General features: G+C 59.6%; 13 protein-coding genes. 4 read left to right on the top strand and 9 right to left on the bottom strand.

The window, feature by feature from the left end; all coding sequences use genetic code 11:
* Nucleotides 1-23: 23 nt before the first annotated feature.
* Nucleotides 24-1,112, bottom strand: a complete 1,089-nt coding sequence (locus tag SJY10_RS14325) for an NAD(P)/FAD-dependent oxidoreductase (RefSeq protein ID WP_386683808.1) — start codon at nucleotides 1,110-1,112, stop codon at nucleotides 24-26.
* 36 nt (nucleotides 1,113-1,148) lie between these two features.
* The gene (locus tag SJY10_RS14330) at nucleotides 1,149-1,829 is read right to left on the bottom strand and encodes a pirin family protein (RefSeq protein WP_386683811.1); all 681 of its coding nucleotides are present in this window, start codon (nucleotides 1,827-1,829) and stop codon (nucleotides 1,149-1,151) included.
* Nucleotides 1,830-2,146: 317 nt separating this feature from the next.
* On the opposite strand from SJY10_RS14330, the gene SJY10_RS14335 reads away from it, so the two are divergent.
* A complete protein-coding gene (locus SJY10_RS14335) occupies nucleotides 2,147-3,040 on the top strand; it encodes a LysR family transcriptional regulator (RefSeq protein WP_386683814.1) in 894 nt (297 codons plus the stop codon).
* Nucleotides 3,041-3,469: 429 nt separating this feature from the next.
* On the opposite strand, the gene SJY10_RS14340 is transcribed toward SJY10_RS14335, so the two are convergent.
* Nucleotides 3,470-5,737 carry an adenosylcobalamin-dependent ribonucleoside-diphosphate reductase gene (locus tag SJY10_RS14340; protein WP_386683817.1) on the bottom strand — a complete coding sequence of 756 codons (2,268 nt, stop codon included), beginning with the start codon at nucleotides 5,735-5,737 and terminating at the stop codon, nucleotides 3,470-3,472.
* Nucleotides 5,738-5,886: 149 nt separating this feature from the next.
* On the opposite strand from SJY10_RS14340, the gene SJY10_RS14345 reads away from it, so the two are divergent.
* Together SJY10_RS14345 and SJY10_RS14350 are read left to right on the top strand one after the other, a co-directional pair.
* Nucleotides 5,887-6,318 carry a DUF1489 family protein gene (locus SJY10_RS14345; protein WP_386683820.1) on the top strand — a complete coding sequence of 144 codons (432 nt, stop codon included), beginning with the start codon at nucleotides 5,887-5,889 and terminating at the stop codon, nucleotides 6,316-6,318.
* 111 nt (nucleotides 6,319-6,429) lie between these two features.
* A complete protein-coding gene (locus SJY10_RS14350; RefSeq protein WP_386683823.1) occupies nucleotides 6,430-7,989 on the top strand; it encodes an AMP-binding protein in 1,560 nt (519 codons plus the stop codon).
* A 108-nt stretch (nucleotides 7,990-8,097) separates the two neighbouring features.
* On the opposite strand, the gene SJY10_RS14355 is transcribed toward SJY10_RS14350, so the two are convergent.
* From SJY10_RS14355 to hisS, 4 genes are all read right to left on the bottom strand, one after another.
* Nucleotides 8,098-8,871: a GH25 family lysozyme gene (locus tag SJY10_RS14355; protein WP_386683826.1), complete on the bottom strand. Its 774-nt coding sequence runs from the start codon at nucleotides 8,869-8,871 to the stop codon at nucleotides 8,098-8,100.
* Nucleotides 8,872-9,002: 131 nt separating this feature from the next.
* Complete coding sequence (gene hisG / locus SJY10_RS14360) at nucleotides 9,003-9,692, bottom strand: ATP phosphoribosyltransferase (protein WP_386683829.1); 690 nt, start codon at nucleotides 9,690-9,692, stop codon at nucleotides 9,003-9,005.
* Nucleotides 9,692-10,777 (bottom strand): ATP phosphoribosyltransferase regulatory subunit, encoded by a 1,086-nt coding sequence (locus SJY10_RS14365; RefSeq protein ID WP_386684702.1) that lies wholly within the window; start codon nucleotides 10,775-10,777, stop codon nucleotides 9,692-9,694. The genes hisG and SJY10_RS14365 overlap by 1 nt, the downstream gene beginning before the upstream one ends.
* Nucleotides 10,771-12,261 carry a histidine--tRNA ligase gene (hisS, locus tag SJY10_RS14370; protein ID WP_386684705.1) on the bottom strand — a complete coding sequence of 497 codons (1,491 nt, stop codon included), beginning with the start codon at nucleotides 12,259-12,261 and terminating at the stop codon, nucleotides 10,771-10,773. Before hisS ends, SJY10_RS14365 begins: the two co-directional genes overlap by 7 nt.
* 218 nt (nucleotides 12,262-12,479) lie before the next feature.
* Here hisS and SJY10_RS14375 point away from each other — a divergent pair, with 218 nt between their 5' ends.
* On the top strand, nucleotides 12,480-12,683 hold the full coding sequence (locus tag SJY10_RS14375; protein ID WP_386683832.1) for a SlyX family protein: 204 nt from the start codon (nucleotides 12,480-12,482) through the stop codon (nucleotides 12,681-12,683).
* Nucleotides 12,684-12,788: 105 nt separating this feature from the next.
* Here SJY10_RS14375 and SJY10_RS14380 read toward each other — a convergent pair whose 3' ends face one another.
* Complete coding sequence (locus tag SJY10_RS14380) at nucleotides 12,789-13,358, bottom strand: hypothetical protein (RefSeq protein WP_386683835.1); 570 nt, start codon at nucleotides 13,356-13,358, stop codon at nucleotides 12,789-12,791.
* 79 nt (nucleotides 13,359-13,437) lie between these two features.
* Nucleotides 13,438-16,938 carry a DNA polymerase III subunit alpha gene (gene dnaE, locus SJY10_RS14385; RefSeq protein WP_386683837.1) on the bottom strand — a complete coding sequence of 1,167 codons (3,501 nt, stop codon included), beginning with the start codon at nucleotides 16,936-16,938 and terminating at the stop codon, nucleotides 13,438-13,440.
* Nucleotides 16,939-16,951: the final 13 nt, after the last annotated feature.

The following is a 16,951-nucleotide window of genomic DNA, read 5'->3' on the forward strand; positions in this document are numbered from 1 at the left end:
TATGGAAAAATTGCGTAAGGTGATCAGCCTTCAGGCCGGTTCAGCAGCTTTGCGTATTTCCTCACAAACAGGTCCGCGCCCTTCATCTTGCTGGTCAGGAAGTCGCCGGCGGTTATGAAGCCAAGGAAGGAATTGCCTTGCTTGGAGCCAAGCGGCACGAGGATGGGTGCCTTGCTGCCCCATGGTTTGTAAGGCTTGATATCCTCAATGGCTTTGCCCGCTGCTAATCTGGCCAACGTCGCCTTGAGCCAAGGCAGCTGGCGGCTGATGGCCACAATCGTCATACCGTCGCCTGCATCCGCGACATCGCCGGCAGCAAACACATTGGGCAGCGCGGATGGGCGCATCCATTGATCGACCTTGATCCGGTTTGCGGTCGTTTTCTGAACACCGGCAAGCGTTTCAAGCACCTCGGATTGCGCGCGCGATCCGATAGCCGGAAAAATCAGGTCGAAGTCGTGCTGGGCCCCATCGGAAAGTTGCACGCTGCCCGCATATGGTTCGGTCATGCTTTGCAGGTTCTCGGCCCTCTGGCCGAAAATGAGCGTGACGCCAGATTTGCGCAGTTTCGCAGCCAAAGAAGTGCCCAGCTTTGACGGCATGGTCGGGAAAATGGCGTCGTCGCTTGAAATCAGCGTTATTTTCTTGTCCGGCATGGCATGGGCGATTTCGCCCGCAAGTTCGGTGCCAACAGAACCCGCCCCGACAATCCCGATGCGCCGCGCCGTTTTAAGCTGTCGATGGATGCGTTGATTATCGGCCTTGAGGCCCGCGATATCGGTGCCTTGCGGCTTGAACGGCATGGCGTTGCCGGACCCGGTGGCAACAACGATTTGATCCGCCTCGACCCGCGTGCCGTTCTCCAACGTGACGCCATTGGCGTCTATTGCTATTGCCTTGGATTCGATGACCCTGCCGTTCGATAGCAGGCGATCATAGGGAATGAGAGCGCGTTCTAGAAGCGAAGGGTCCACAACGGCGCGGATCATGGCCGGCGCATGAACGAAGTGACAGCGCGGCTCGATCAATGTGACGTCCGCTGTGGCGTCGAGAGACTTCGCGAGTTCGGCACCGACGTAACCGCCGCCGATAATAGCAATTTTCTGTGACATGATTTTCAACTCTCTTGGGGGCTTCGCGGCATTATTTTATAATTTATGGGTGGCGTGACCGGCGGGATAGGTAATCTGCCCGAATGTCCCGGCGCGATACGCGCGGAATGCTTGCGCCAGTTCGCCGTCACTGTTCATGACAAACGGGCCGCGCATGGCGATGGGATCGGTGATCGCCTGACCGCCAAACAACAGCAGATCCAACGGTTCGGCAGCCGGGTTGGTTACCTTTAACCTGCCACCCTGGGGGGCCAAACCGATAAGGGAATGCGCATCGAACCTGGCATCCCCGACCACGGCCCCTTGCGTCGGCAGGTATCCGGCGACAGGCAGATCGGCGTGCAGTGCGATTTCGACCGTTGCAAGCGGCTCTATCCTGATATGCCAGATAAATTCACCCGCATAGGTGGGGATGGGCGAGGTTTGCCCGTCATAGCCGCCAAGGAGGATTTTAACCTCTCCACGTCCGCCCGCCAGCATGGCAACGGGCAGATCTTGGGACGCAACCGGCATGTATTGCGCAGGCTCGATCTTGTTAGCCGCTGGCAAGTTCATCCAGAACTGAAAGGAATGCAGCACCCCGCCATCACGGCGCAGGGGCGTCGCAAGCATTTCGTCATGCACGACGCCGTTGCCTGCGTTCATCCATTGCACACCGCCCGCCGTAACTGTGCTGTGGTTTCCCAGACTGTCGAAATGGGTCATTGCGCCTTCCATGACATAGGTGAAAGGTCACGATCCCCGCATGGGGATGGGCAAAGCTACCATCGGGTTCTGGCAGCTCACCGGGAGAGATTTTGCGACTTGGCAGATGATCAAGAAGCAGGAACGGTCCCACCGCATCCACAGCACGGTTCGGAAGGGCACGGGCGATGCTAAACGTGCCGACCTGATCGGGCTGCGCTGGCTCTTGGAAAGTGACGTGTGTCGTTGGACTTCTCCGGTTGTTGATCCGGTGATAGAAGAAACATAACTTGATTGATATTTATACTTTTTTAGCATCAACATAAGCACACCTTAACTTCTGGTGCCTGATGAAGCTCGATCAACTCAACGTTTTGCGCGCCGTTGTTGAAACCGGCTCGGTCAAAACGGCCGCCGAACGGCTTAACCGGACGCAGCCAGCGATCAGCCAAGCGTTGAAGGCACTGGAGTTCCAGACCGGAACCGAACTGTTTGACCGGTCGGGGTATCGGCTGGAACTCACCCCGGTCGGCAAACGGGTCTATCTGCAATCCCTGCGCGTTCTGACAGAGGCGGAGGATCTGGGTCAGTTGATCCAGCATTTCGAGAAAGGGCAGGAAGAAACGATCACGATCGCGGTGGATAGCAGCACCAACCTTAATGCGCTGACCCCCATCTTATGCAAACTGCAAACGGATTTCCCCGAAACCCGCGTGGTCTTGCGCCCCGAGGTTCTGTCTGGCACCATCGAGGCCGTAAAAACAGAAACCGCGGCAATTGCGATTTCGCCAATGTCCTCGATCATGCTCGAGGAAGAGGGGTTCGACTACATCCCCCTCGGAACATCGACGGTGCGCAATGTCACATCACCATCCCTTTGGGCTCAGATGGGTAATCCCAAGCGGCTGTCGGACTTGCGGCGCTTTCATCAGGTCATTGCAAGCGACAGCGGGCAAGCCGGGGGGCTGTTCGACCGCGAAATAGGTGTGCAGAAAGGTCAGCGCCGCTGGTACGTCAGCGACCTGCACACAAAAAAGCACCTTTTGATCGCAGGCCTTGGCTGGGGTCGCCTGCCAGAACACATGATCGCGCAAGATTTGAAGCAAGGGCAGCTGCGCGAAATAGACTTGCCACACACGCATCTTGCCTTTGACGTCACCATCTATGCGTTCCGACAGTCCAAACCAATTGTCCGCGCCGTGGCCGAATTGCTTTGGAAGGAATTCAAAGCTTATGCCACCTAGGGCATTGATGGTGTAGCGGTCGGTCCTGATTGCCGATTTCACGACGGGTTTTGGCTGCGGACCCTTTAGAAAATTGGGGTCCGGCAATATTTGTGATGGCGGGAAATGCAGCATAGCAACTTCTGACAGTCGAATGACAGCAACCCGCCGAAAGCTTCTGACAAAACGAAAACCGAATATAGTCGGAGCCGCTTTCGCTAAGTGCGCCCCCCGTCCCCTCATACGACCACGCTACCCGCAATGAAGATCGACGATCCTCCTCGCCATGCCGCCCTTACAAAGCCGACCCGGCGTCGCCACACCCAGACATGCAAACGGCCCCGGGTACGCCCCGAGGCCGTTTCGTTATCACATCAGCCAAAATGACTTTGTGAGACGGCTAAGTCATGTCGCGTGGCACGCCACAACAACCGACCTATCAGTGCCCGATCAGCCGCATTTGGAATAACCGCAGCTGCCACACGTCATGCAGCCTTCGACCATGCGCAGGTCATAGCTACCGCAGCTGCCGCACGCCTTGCCACGCGGGGCGTTGCCAAGGGCGACGACGTCGGCCTGCGGATCGCTTTTCAGGCCTTCGCCCTCACCCGACAAAAAGCCCGTTGCGATCATGTGCTTTTCGATCACGCCACCAATAGCTGCCAGAATGGACGGCACGTACTTGCCCTGCATCCAGGCACCGCCGCGCGGATCGAACACGGCCTTCAGCTCTTCGACAACGAAAGTCACATCGCCGCCGCGCCGGAACACGGCACTGATCATCCGCGTCAGCGCCACGGTCCAGGCAAAATGTTCCATGTTCTTGGAGTTGATGAAGACCTCGAACGGACGGCGATGCCCGGCCACGACCAGATCATTCACGGTGATATAGATCGCGTGCTCGCTATCGTGCCACTTCAGCTTGTAGGTCGCGCCTTCCAGCTCGGTCGGGCGGTCCAGCGGTTCGGTCATATAAACGACCTCGGCAGAACCGTTGTCCTGTTCAACGGCAACGGGCTTGTCGTCGGACACGCTCAACACGGATCCGGTGACGGCATTCGGACGATAGGTTGTGCAGCCCTTACAGCCTTGATCCCAAGCGGCCATATAGACCTCTTTGAAATCGTCAAAGCTGATATCTTCGGGGCAGTTAATCGTTTTGGAAATCGACGAATCGATCCATTTCTGCGCCGCGGCCTGCATGCGCACATGCTCCAGCGGGGCCAGTGTCTGCGCGTTTACGAAATAGTCGGGCAGCGGGGTGTCACCCTTAAGCTCGCGCCACAACTGCACGGCATAGTCCACGACCTCTTCTTCTGTCCGCGACCCGTCCTTTTGCAGCACCTTGCGAGTGTAGGCATAGGCAAACACCGGCTCGATCCCCGAAGATACGTTCCCCGCATAAAGAGAGATCGTGCCGGTCGGCGCGATCGACGTCAGCAACGCGTTGCGGATGCCATGGGTGCGGATCGCGTCGCGTACGTCCTCGTCCATGTCCTGCATAGCGCCGGATGCTAAAAACGCTTCGGCATCGAACAGCGGGAACGCGCCCTTTTCCTTAGCCAGTTCGACCGAGGCTAGATAGGCGGCGCGGGCGATTGCGTGCATCCATTCATCCGTCTGACGCGCCGCTTCTTCGGACCCGTAGCGCAGGCCGACCATCAGCAGCGCATCGGCCAGACCCGTGACGCCCAAGCCGATCCGGCGCTTGGCCTTCGCTTCCTGGCGCTGCGCTTCCAGCGGGAATTGGCTGGCGTCAACGACGTTATCCATCATCCGCACGGCCGTCGCCACCAGGTCGGTCAGGGCCGCCTGATCCAGACCGGCCTTGTCGCCAAACGGATCGCTGACCAGACGCGCCATGTTAATCGAGCCAAGCAAACAAGCGCCGTAGGGCGGCAATGGCTGCTCGCCGCAGGGGTTCGTCGCGGCAATCGTCTCGCAATAGCTCAGGTTGTTGGCCTTGTTGATCCGGTCAATGAAAATCACGCCCGGCTCTGCGACCTCATAGGTCGACTTCATGATCGCGTCCCACAGATCGCGGGCCTTGACGGTGCGGTACACGGTGCCCTTGAACACCAGATCCCAATCGCCGTCCGACTTGACCGCATCCATGAACGGATCGGTGATCAGCACCGACATGTTGAACATCCGCAAACGGGCCGCGTCATGCTTGGCGGTGATGAAATCCTCAACGTCGGGGTGATCGCAACGCATTGTTGCCATCATCGCCCCACGGCGCGAACCTGCGGACATGATCGTGCGGCACATCGCGTCCCAGACATCCATGAACGACAGCGGGCCAGAGGCATCCGCCGCCACACCATGCACGATCGCGCCCTTGGGCCGGATCGTGCTGAAGTCATAGCCGATTCCCCCACCCTGCTGCATGGTCAGCGCGGCCTCTTTCAACATATCGAAAATGCCTGCCATGCTGTCGGGCACAGTGCCCATGACAAAGCAATTGAACAGCGTCACCTGACGCGCCGTACCTGCACCGGCGGTAATCCGGCCGGCGGGCAGGTATTTAAAATCCTCCAGCGCGCCGTAAAACTTGTCTTCCCAAACCTTTGGCGATTTTTCCACCGACGCCAAAGACGTTGCAATCCGCCGCCACGTATCCTCGACCGTGATATCCTTCGGCGTGCCGTCCGCTTCTTTAAAACGGTATTTCATATCCCAAATCTGCGCGGCGATGGGGGCACTGAAACGGGTCATGATGGCAATCCTTGGGATGGGGGAATCGGGAAATACAGAGGCACTCTCTTTAGGACCAAGCCTTGCAGTTGGCAACGCCCGGACTAATTGATAATCGCTGATAACCTGCGATAAGGCGTCACACATACCACAATATCTAGGTGAAAATATTGCCCGATCACATAAATCTGGTGAAACTTTCTGTCGGGACCGAGTCCATCGACGATATGCTTGGCTGGCAACAGCAACGCGCCAGCCAATCGCGTGATGGCAAATATTACCACGTCACCCGCATGTGGCCCAAGCGCGAGGCAGAGCTGCTGAACGGCGGCAGCATCTATTGGGTGATCAAAGGTGTCATCCAGTGCCGCCAGCGCATCTTGGGTCTGCGCGAAGTGATCGGCACAGATGACATCCGCCGCTGTGGCATCATACTTGCACCCGAAATCATCCGCACCGCCGCGACTCCGAAAAAGGCGTTCCAAGGCTGGCGTTATCTGTCCCCGGCCGACGCGCCCGGTGATCTGACCGGCAGCCAGCAAGCCGAAGAATCCCTACCGCCAGAGCTGCAAAAGGCCCTTGCCGCCTTGGGCGTGCGCTAGGGCGGCAAGGACCACGCCCAAGCCCCCAAAAGGTCTATATCATGACGTAGCGTCAAAACCGGTGACAGTCACCGCGCCGCGATGCATGCTCCGCGTAAGAGGAGATAAACCATGACCATTTTTCAAAGCCCCTTCGACGACGTTGCCCTGCGCGACATCTCGATTACCGAACGCGTGTTCGAAGGCCTGCGCGACCGCCCGTCAGAGGTCGTACTGACCGACGGCCCCACGGGCCGCACCATCACCGCCGCGCAGTTCATCGATCAGGTCGAATCCCTTGCCGGCGGACTTACCGCACGCGGCTTCGGCGCAGGCCATACCCTCGCGCTGATGGCACCGAACTGCCCCGAATACTGTGTAATTTTTCACGCCGTCGCCTTCGCCGGTGGCACCATCACGACAATCAATCCGACCTATACCGCCTCTGAAATCCGCCACCAGTTGCAGGACTCCCGCGCCGAATTTCTGATCACCGTGCCAATGTTCCTCGATACCGCCCGCGAAGCACTACCCGGCACCGGCGTCACCGATATTGCGACCATTGGTAAAGCCGACGACACGCTGGAACTCAGCGACCTGATGGGGGAACCACTGTCCGCCCAGGTGCTTGTCGATCTGGATCACCACACCGTTGTGCTGCCCTATTCCTCTGGCACCACCGGCCTGCCCAAGGGTGTGATGCTGTCGCACCGCAACCTGGTTGTGAACGTCGACCAGATCATCGCGGGTGCTAACTTTGAACGCGGCGAGATAGCCGCCGCCTTCCTGCCGTTCTTCCACATCTACGGCATGACCGTATTGATGAACCTGCACCTTGCAGGCGGCGGCGGCCTTGTGACCATGCCCCGCTTTGATCTGGAACTGTTCCTGCGCATCACCCAGGATAACAAATCCAAACGCATGTGGATCGTCCCGCCCGTTGCCCTCGCTCTGGCCAAACACCCGATCGTCGATCAGTTCGACCTGTCCGCGCTGCAGCAAGTCTTCACCGGTGCCGCCCCTCTGGGTGCCGACCTGTCAAACGCCGTCGGGGCCCGTCTGAACTGCGTATCTTTGCAAGGCTACGGGATGACAGAACTGTCCCCTGTCAGCCACCTGTCCCCCATAAGCAGCGCCATCCCGGGCGCCTCCGGCCTTGCCGCGCCGAACGTGCAATGCCGCATCGTCGACATTGAAACCGGACAGGACCTGGATACCGGTGCCGAAGGCGAGCTTTGGATCAAGGGCCCCAACGTCATGCAGGGCTACCTCAACAACGACAAGGCCACTACCGAAACCATCGTCGAAGGAGGCTGGCTGCGTACCGGCGATATCGCCGTCATCGACGCAGACGGCCAGATGTTCATCGTTGACCGCTTGAAAGAACTGATCAAATACAAAGGCTTTCAGGTCGCCCCGGCAGAGTTGGAAGCCACCCTTGTCGCAATGGACGGTATCACCGACGCCGCCGTCATCGGCCTGCCCGACCCAGAGGCGGGTGAAATCCCGATGGCCTTTATCGTGCGCACCGAAAACGGCCCGGACGCCGACACCATCAAGGCGCATCTTGCGAAAACCCTGTCGTCCTACAAACAGGTCCACCGCATCGATTTCATACCCGAAATCCCGAAATCCGCCTCTGGTAAAATCCTGCGCCGCTTTCTGCGCGACAAGATCAAAGCTGAAAGCTGACCGCCAAACCCGCAGCCCCCCTCCTTCTTCTGGTCAGAAATATCCCGGGGGGCCGCGCAGCGGCGGGGGCAGCGCCCCCTCTATAGTCGCGCCAACAGCTTTAGCGTGTCATTCGATCCACTTCGCCCATTGCGCCGGGCTTCCGGCAAAGGCGTTGATATCAACAGGCCGTTCAATGCCCGGCACAATGCCCGTGCCGGTGTACTGCCAGAAGGCCCAGCCTTCACCGGGATAGCGCGCAGATGGGTGTGCCGCGACGGACCGCAGCCAGAATTGCGTACGCGGCAACTGGCCAAGGGCCGTGTCCCAATAAAAATCGGGCGTGGTGTAAACCAGCGGCCGCTTTCCATAATGCCGCTCCAGCATGTCCAGAAACACCGTCGCCTCTGCCCGCACGGTCGCGCCATCCGGCTTGCGGCTACAGGTGCGGGACTGGTGGTTCCATTCCATGTCGAGCACAGGCGGCAACGCATTCGGATCGCGCGGCACATTGCGGATAAACCACGCAGCCTGTTCCTGCGGCGAGCGGCAGAAGTAATAGAAATGATAGGCCCCTTGCCGCACCCCCGCCGCTGTTGCCCCCGTCCGGTAGGTGTGGAACATCGGATCCGCCACATCGCCGCCTTCGGTTGCCTTGATAAAGGCAAAGGAAATGCCAGCCGCGCGGGCCTGACGCCAGTCGATATCCCCTTGATACCGTGACACATCGACCCCGTGGATCGGATAGTACGATGGCAATTGACCAACATTGGCATGGGGCGCGGCGTCGGCGAACAGCGGGTAAACCGGCGCGCTTGACGTCGCAACACGATCCCGCGTCCCGCGCCCGCCACAACCGGCAAGGACAAGAGCACAGGCAACAAGACAGATGAAAGACCGCATCACGGCTCCTGCAAACAAGTTCGATTTGTGGATCGGCCTGACCAGAACCGCACGGGCCGGCGTTCAAGTCAACGGCCGGGACGTCCACATCGGCAGGTCCCGGCTGTTTTCAACGCAGGCAAGGCACCATGTCAGGTGCCCAGCAACTGCTCCAGCGTCTTGAAGGTTGCGCGCTGCTGCATGGTCCAGTCGCGGCGGGATGTGCGGAACAGGGTCGCCTGCGAGGCGTGGATCATACCGTCGCTTAGGATTTTCAGCCCGTTCGCGCGCAGCGTCTCGCCGGTGGATGTAATATCCGCAATCGCCTCGGCGGTCTCGTTCTTGACCGTACCTTCCGTCGCACCCTGGCTGTCGATCAGCGCATAATCCGCAACCCCTGCCTGCTTCAGGAATTCACGCACCAGGCGGTGATATTTGGTCGCGATCCGCAGCCGGTGACCATGGACCGCCCGAAAGGCTGCTGCTGCAGCGTCCAGATCGTCAAGCGTATCGACATCGACCCAGGCCTGCGGCACGGCGATGATCAGGTCTGCCCCGCCAAAGCCCATCAGCGCAACTTCTCGCACCGACTTTTCCCAGTTCACAAGCTTTTCGCGCACAAGGTCCGATCCGGTCACACCCAGCTGGATACGCCCTGCTGCCAGCTCGCGCGGAATTTCCCCCGCGCTCAGCAGAACCAGTTCAACGCCCTCAATTCCCTCCACAGCCCCCGCATATTCGCGGTCGCTGCCTGACTTGCGCAGGGTCACACCGCGCTGTCCAAACCATTGAAAGGTTTTCTCCATCAGCCGACCCTTGGACGGCACACCTAGCTTCAGCATCAGATATCCCCCCGCAGTTGCAGCAGCAGATCAGGCCGGATCACACCGCCCACGGCAGGTACGGCCACGCCTTCGCCCAGCCGCGCCGTCAGCGCGTCATAACGCCCGCCGGTCGCAACCGGTGGCAAGGTCGGATCGTCTGCAGCGTAAAAGCCAAAGACAAAGCCATCGTAGTATTCAAGCGAGGTGCGGCCATAGCTGCCTTCAAATTCCAGTTTGGACACGTCCACGCCGTAATCTTCCAGCGCGTCCAGACGGGCGTTCAGCCGCATCACCGCCGGACCAATTGCCGGCATATCAACAGCGATATCCCGCAGCTGGCTCAGCACATGGTCAGAGGTTTCGCGCAGCCCCGTCAGCGTATCCAGCAAGGCCAGCTCTTCGCCGCTGATCGGCGCGGTGGCCGCATCGGCCCGCAGCGCCTCGATCCGACGCGCAACTTCCAGACGGCTGCGTTTACCCATATCCGGCCCGGCTGCGGCAAAGGGATCGCTGGCGGCCAGCAATGCAGCGCGGCTTGGCGGCACCGCAGTGCGTCCGCCAAACCGGTCAAGCAAATTGCGGAACCGCCGTGGCCGCCAGATGTGCCGCGCAAGCGCATCCTTGCGCGCCTGCGACGTGCGCAGGCCAGATACGGCCGCCATCAGAATCCCGATGTCCCCCGTCGCGGCCCGCAGCGGCACGTCGCCCAGCGCATCACGGATCGCGGCAAAGACTTCGGCATCGGCTAGCGCCGGATTGACACCGTCAAAAACCTCGTAGCCTACCTGCACAAATTCATTTGCCCGGTCCGGATCGTTGTCTTGCTTGCGAAACACCTTGCCCGCATAGGTATAGCGTGCGGGATCTGCATGGGACTGCATGTGCATCTGCACCACAGGCACCGTAAAGTCGGGACGCAGCACCATTTCCCCGCGGATCGGATCGGCGGTCAGGTAGGACCGGCCGCGAATATCCTCGCCATATAGATCAAGCAAGATATCTGCCGACTGCAACACATCGGTCTGCACCACGACGGCGTCACGCGCGGCAAAGAAATCGCGCAGGCGGTCAGCTTCGGTCAGTGTGGCGGCTAAGGTCACGATTGCGATTCCTGTTGTCCGGCCAGCATCTTTTGCACTTCAGCCACAAGATCAGTCCTCGCGACCTCAATCTGGCTCGGGCGGTCTTTCCACTCCTCCAGCGTTGCGTTTTCAGCAATCTGCGCGCCAAGGATCAGGTCCTTGATCTGCACGACGCCTTTCTCAAACTCATCCCCGCCCGCGATAATCGCGATCGGGCTGTTGCGCTTGTCCGCATATTTCAGCTGGTTGCCAAAATTCTTGGGGTTGCCAAGATAAACCTCTGCCCGCACGCCCACCGTGCGCAGCTCTGCCACCATGGTCTGGTAATCCGCCATCCGTGTCTTATCCATGACGGTCACAACAACAGGCCCCACGTCCACGCTATCCAGCCGCCCTGTCGCATGCAGCGCCGCCAGCAGGCGATCAACGCCGATGGACACGCCCGTCGCAGGCACCTCTTGCCCGGTAAAGCGCTTGACCAGATCGTCATAACGCCCGCCGCCCGCAACAGAGCCGAAGTTGCGCACATTGCCCTTTTCGTCCGTCACCTCAAAGGTCAGCTCGGCCTCGTAAACAGGCCCGGTATAATAGCCCAAACCGCGCACGACGGACGGGTCGATCACGATCCGGTCGGGGCCGTAGCCTTGGGCCGACAGCAGATCGGCGATGGTCTGCAATTCCTGCACCCCAGCCTCGCCCACCCTTGATCCCGCGACAAGTTGGGACAGCCGGGACACCGTCGCAGCGCCAGTTTCGCGGCCCGCATCCATAAAGCCCATGACGACATCGGCCGCGGCATCATCCAGCCCCGCACCCTTGGTGAAATCGCCGCTTTCGTCCTTGCGCCCCGCGCCCAGCAAGGCGCGCACGCCGTCCACGCCAAGGCGGTCCAGCTTGTCAATCGCCCGCAGCACGATTCCGCGCGCGGCCTCTTTGTCGTCGCCGGCCAAACCCGCGACTTCAAGCACGCCGTTCAGGACTTTGCGGTTATTCACCCGGATCACATAGTCGCCGCGCTTGATGCCGACAGCTTCCAGCGTGTCGGACAGCATCGCGCAAATCTCGGCGTCGGCCGCGACGGACGGTGCGCCGACCGTATCCGCATCGCACTGATAAAATTGCCGAAACCGGCCTGGACCCGGCTTTTCATTGCGCCACACAGGCCCCATCGCATAGCGGCGGTACGGCGATGGCAGATCATTGTGATACTGCGCCGCGACGCGCGCCAGCGGCGCCGTCAGGTCATAGCGCAGGGCCAGCCAGTCGCTGTCTTCTTCCCAAGCAAAGACACCCTCGTTCGGGCGATCGACATCGGGCAGGAACTTGCCCAGCGCCTCGACTGTTTCCACGCCAGAGGTTTCAAGCGGATCAAAGCCATAGCGATGATAAACCTCGGCAATCTGGCGCAGCATCTGGGTGCGCTGCGTCACCTGCGCGCCGAAATAGTCGCGAAAGCCTTTGGGCGTTTCCGCCTTGGGGCGCGGGGTCTTCTTTTCCTTGGCCATGGCATCCTCGCATCCGCTGGTCATCGCTGCGCGACATAACCCGCAGGGGCCAGCGTGGCAATGGCGGTGCCATTTTCATCGCAATTGCGATATGTCTCGCATGCGAAATGTACCGCACAAAACAAGACACTGTATTTTAAACCCTTTTCCACATATCCCGCACCACGCGCTGCATCCGGCAGTGGCGCGCACCCCGCCCCTCCGCTAGAAGTTGCCTCATGACCGATATCCTCCACCTAGAAGAACAAATCGCCCATCTGACCCGCGTGGTCGATGACCTTAGCGACGTCGTCGCCCGTCAGGACCGCGCCCTGGACCTGGCGCAGCGCCGGATCGAAATGCTGATGCAGCGCGAAGCCACAAGAGAGGCGGACGCCGGCGGCACAATTCCCCTTGGTGATCAGCGCCCCCCGCACTGGTAGGCGCGCTATTCATCTGGCCAGACATACTCCGGGGGAGCCGCGCCAGCGGCGGGGGCAGCGCCCCCCCCCTTTTCGATCGTTCGATAAAATCGCTACCGGCGCACCCTAGCGTTCGGTTCCGGCGTCGGCGACGACGCCTTCATGCAACAGATATTCGACCCAGTTGTCACTGTCGGAAAATGACGGATAGGCTGTCAGGAAAACAGTACGCCGCGACAGCGCGTCGATTTTCGCACCGCATGGTTGGCCAGACGGCGCCCCGCAATATTGCCCCTTGATAACCTCGTAGGCAGTATCGGTTTCCGAATAGGGCCGGATGTTTGACGCCTGATAACGGACCCCTTCGTGTGTTTGCACATCCCCCGTCAGCACAAGTGCCGCTGTGAATTGCCGCAGGCAGCCGTCAGTAAACCCGTCAACATAATGTGCCCGCATCGCGGTGCTTGTCGGCTGTGAATCATAGACCGTGTAGCCAGAGGCGCTTGCGACCGCTGTCCCAAGGCTGGCCGGCGCGACACCGCATGTCGTATCGATCTTGCCGAACGCCAAACCGGCACCTGGCGCTGCTTGCGCGATATCCACGTTGCTGTTCAGAATCGGCGTACCGGTGGTGCCGCTTCCTTCACAACCGGCAAGGGCGACGCAGGCCGCAGCACTTAAAAACACAAACTTCATAACAGGCCCCTCCTTTGACCGGGTATGGTTATCATGCCCGGACACATGGGCCGAATAGCGGTTGCGTGATCGGGCGCTCTTACGCGTCCTCTACCTCGATCACGCCGCCAAGACTGCGCAGGGCACCGCGAATCTGCGGATTGACTGGAAAGTCCTGCCCCAGATCCAGCTCGACCTCTCCCGGCAACGACGGGTCCATCAGGCAGAAATACACCGGCCCGCGGGCACCTTTAACCTTGTCCTTCATCGCCGATTCCAGAATGGACGCGACGGACGGGATCGCATCGGCGCAGTCAAGAAACACCCGCAATCCGTTGCTGGTGGCATCCACGACGGCGGTATCGATCGGGCTGACCGACCGCCCCAGCAGCTTCAGCTGATCCGCTTCCATTGTCGCCTCGACCTGAATCACGACATGAGAGCCGGTCTCCAAATGCTCGCGGGCCAGTTCCAGCGTATCGCTGAACAAAGTCACCTCGTATTGTCCCGTCGGATCGCTCAGCTGGGCAAAGGCAAACCGATTGCCCCGCGCCGATTTGCGCTCCTGCCGCCCGGACACGGTGCCTGCCATCTTAACGATGCAAGCGGCGCGACCCGCTTTGACGATGACTTCGTCCAGCGTCAGCACGTTCTTGCGCTTGAGCGCGCCCATATAGTCGTCCAGCGGGTGGCCAGAGAGGTAGAAACCGATGGCCTTGAATTCCTCGGCCAGACGTTCAGCAGGCAACCAGTCGTCGCCGCCCGCAAGGCGCGGCTCTGGCAGGTCGTCGCCGGCCTCTCCGAACAAGGATACCTGATTGCTGTTTTTCTGGTCGTGAATTGCAGCGGAATAACTGACCAGCGCATCAAGAGAAGACATGACCCGGCGGCGGTTAGGGTCCAAAATATCAAACGCGCCCGCACGGGCCAGCATTTCCATCGGACGTTTGCCGACCTTTTTCAAATCAACCCGCCGGGCCACATCGAACAGGTTGACGAAAGGCCGGTCGCCCCGTCCTTCCACGATCAGTTTCATCGCCTCGACACCGACGTTTTTCAGCGCACCCAGCGCATAGACCAATTTGCCGTCGCGCACGTCAAAAGTTGCCATCGACCGGTTCACGCAGGGGGGAATGTATTCCAGCCCCAGACCCTTTTTCACCTCTTGGAAATAAATGCCCAGCTTGTCTGTCAGATGGATATCGCAGTTCATCACGCCAGCCATAAACTCGACCGGGTGGTTCGCCTTAAGCCAGGCTGTCTGATAGCTGACGACCGCATAGGCGGCGGCGTGGGATTTGTTGAAACCGTAGTTGGCGAATTTTTCCAAAAGGTCGAAAACCTCAGAGGCTTTCTTTTTCGTAACGCCGTTTTCCATCGCCCCTTTTTCGAACTTGGGACGTTCCTTCGCCATCTCCTCGGCGATCTTCTTACCCATGGCGCGGCGCAGCAGATCGGCACCGCCAAGCGAATAGCCCGCCATGACCTGCGCGATCTGCATCACCTGTTCCTGATAAACGATGATGCCTTGGGTTTCGGCCAGCAGATAGTCGATGGATTCGTGAACGGATTCGATCTCTCGCTGGCCATTTTTGACCTCGCAATAGACCGGGATGTTTTCCATGGGGCCGGGACGATAAAGCGCCACAAGGGCGACGATATCTTCGATACAGGTCGGCTTCATGCGCTTCAGCGCATCCATCATGCCGCTGGATTCCACCTGGAACACAGCCACAGTCTTGGCACTGGCATAAAGCTTGTAGGCAGCCTCGTCGTCCAGCGGTATCGCGCCGATGTCGTATTCGAAACCGGCGGGCGGCTGATACAGCTCTCTGCCGTCGGCAGATTTGTTCAACGGCCTGCCCGACTTGCGGATCAGCTCCACCGCGTTCTGGATCACTGTCAGGGTCTTCAGACCCAGAAAGTCGAACTTTACCAGACCGGCCTGTTCAACCCATTTCATGTTGAACTGGGTGGCGGGCATATCGGACCGTGGGTCCTGATACAGCGGTACCAGCTCGTCCAGCGGCCGATCACCGATCACCACACCCGCAGCATGAGTAGAGGCGTTGCGCAGCAGCCCTTCGACCTGCTGTGCATAGGTCAAAAGCCGGTCGACGACCTCTTCGTTTTTGGCCTCTTCGCGCAGGCGCGGCTCGTCAGCCAGGGCCTTTTCGATACTGACAGGTTTGACCCCCTCGACGGGAATCATCTTGGACAGACGGTCCACCTGACCATAGGGCATCTGCAGCACGCGCCCGACGTCGCGCACCGCAGCCTTGGACAGCAACGCACCAAAGGTGATGATCTGCCCGACCTTGTCGCGGCCATACTTCTCCTGAACATAGCGAATGACTTCCTCGCGCCGGTCCATGCAAAAGTCGATGTCGAAATCGGGCATCGACACACGTTCAGGATTCAGAAAGCGTTCAAACAGCAAAGAATATCGCAGCGGATCAAGATCGGTGATCAAAAGCGCATAGGCGACAAGCGATCCCGCACCCGAACCACGGCCCGGCCCGACGGGGATACCGTTATCCTTGGCCCATTTGATAAAGTCGGCCACGATCAGGAAATAGCCAGGGAAACCCATACCCTCGATAATGCCTAGCTCGAACTCCAACCGCTTCTCATACTCCTCGACGCTGACCGCGTGGGGGATGATCGACAGGCGAAACTTCAGCCCCTCTTGCGCCTGACGCCGCAACTCCGCGACCTCGTCATCAGCGAACTTGGGCAGAATCGGCGGGCGTTTATAGACCTTAAAGGCACAGCGCCTGGCGATCTCGATTGTATTTTCCAGGGCCTCTGGCAGGTCGGCAAACAGGGTCGCCATTTCCCGTTCGGATTTGAAATAGTGCTGCGGTGTCAGGCGGCGCCGCGGTTCAGACTGGTCGACATAGGACCCTTCGGAAATGCACAGCAAGGCGTCATGCGCCTCGTACAGACCCGTTTTCGGGAAATATACGTCGTTGGTCGCGACAATTGGCAAACTCTTGGCATAGGCCATCTCGATCAAGCCGCGCTCGGTCAAAACCTCGGCCTGCGGCAAGCCGCCGCCGTCAGGATGGCGCTGCAATTCCACATAAAGCCGGTCGCCAAACAGGGCGTGCAGCGTATCAAGTACCTGCTCTGCCCGCGGCTGCTGGCCCTGCTGCAACAGACGCCCGACAGGCCCGTCCGGCCCGCCGGTCAAACAGATCAATCCGGCGTTATGATGGCTCAGATCATCGAAATCAATTTGCGGCAACTGGCCTTCGTTATCCAGATACGCGGCAGAGTTGAGCTTCATCAAATTCAGATAGCCCTGCTCGGACTGGGCCAGTAGCACGATAGGCGCGGGATCAGGCGCACGCTTGCCCGGCTCCGGCGCGGTATAGGCGAGCGACATCTGGCAACCGATGATCGGCTGGATGCCGGCCTTGGACGCATATTCGCTGAACTCAAGCGCGGCGAACATGTTATTCGTATCTGTCACAGCGACGGCGGGCATCCCTGCCGCCTCGGCCATAACAGACAGCTTTTTAACCGGAACAGCCCCTTCCAGCAGGGAATATTCGGTATGCACGCGCAGGTGAATGAATCGGGGGGATTGGGTCATGCGCTACCCTAGA

This window comes from Loktanella sp. R86503, from assembly GCF_042466455.1.
Taxonomy (GTDB): Bacteria; Pseudomonadota; Alphaproteobacteria; order Rhodobacterales; family Rhodobacteraceae; genus Loktanella.

Excerpts from the sequence above, each read along its gene's own strand:
- dnaE (WP_386683837.1), bottom strand. The coding sequence starts at position 16,938 with ATGACCCAATCCCCCCGATTCATTCACCTGCGCGTGCATACCGAATAT.
- SJY10_RS14335 (WP_386683814.1), top strand. The coding sequence starts at position 2,147 with ATGAAGCTCGATCAACTCAACGTTTTGCGCGCCGTTGTTGAAACCGGC.
- SJY10_RS14350 (WP_386683823.1), top strand. The coding sequence starts at position 6,430 with ATGACCATTTTTCAAAGCCCCTTCGACGACGTTGCCCTGCGCGACATC.
- SJY10_RS14375 (WP_386683832.1), top strand. The coding sequence starts at position 12,480 with ATGACCGATATCCTCCACCTAGAAGAACAAATCGCCCATCTGACCCGC.
- SJY10_RS14380 (WP_386683835.1), bottom strand. The coding sequence starts at position 13,358 with ATGAAGTTTGTGTTTTTAAGTGCTGCGGCCTGCGTCGCCCTTGCCGGT.
- SJY10_RS14340 (WP_386683817.1), bottom strand. The coding sequence starts at position 5,737 with ATGACCCGTTTCAGTGCCCCCATCGCCGCGCAGATTTGGGATATGAAA.
- SJY10_RS14325 (WP_386683808.1), bottom strand. The coding sequence starts at position 1,112 with ATGTCACAGAAAATTGCTATTATCGGCGGCGGTTACGTCGGTGCCGAA.
- hisG (WP_386683829.1), bottom strand. The coding sequence starts at position 9,692 with ATGCTGAAGCTAGGTGTGCCGTCCAAGGGTCGGCTGATGGAGAAAACC.
- SJY10_RS14330 (WP_386683811.1), bottom strand. The coding sequence starts at position 1,829 with ATGGAAGGCGCAATGACCCATTTCGACAGTCTGGGAAACCACAGCACA.
- SJY10_RS14355 (WP_386683826.1), bottom strand. The coding sequence starts at position 8,871 with ATGCGGTCTTTCATCTGTCTTGTTGCCTGTGCTCTTGTCCTTGCCGGT.
- hisS (WP_386684705.1), bottom strand. The coding sequence starts at position 12,261 with ATGGCCAAGGAAAAGAAGACCCCGCGCCCCAAGGCGGAAACGCCCAAA.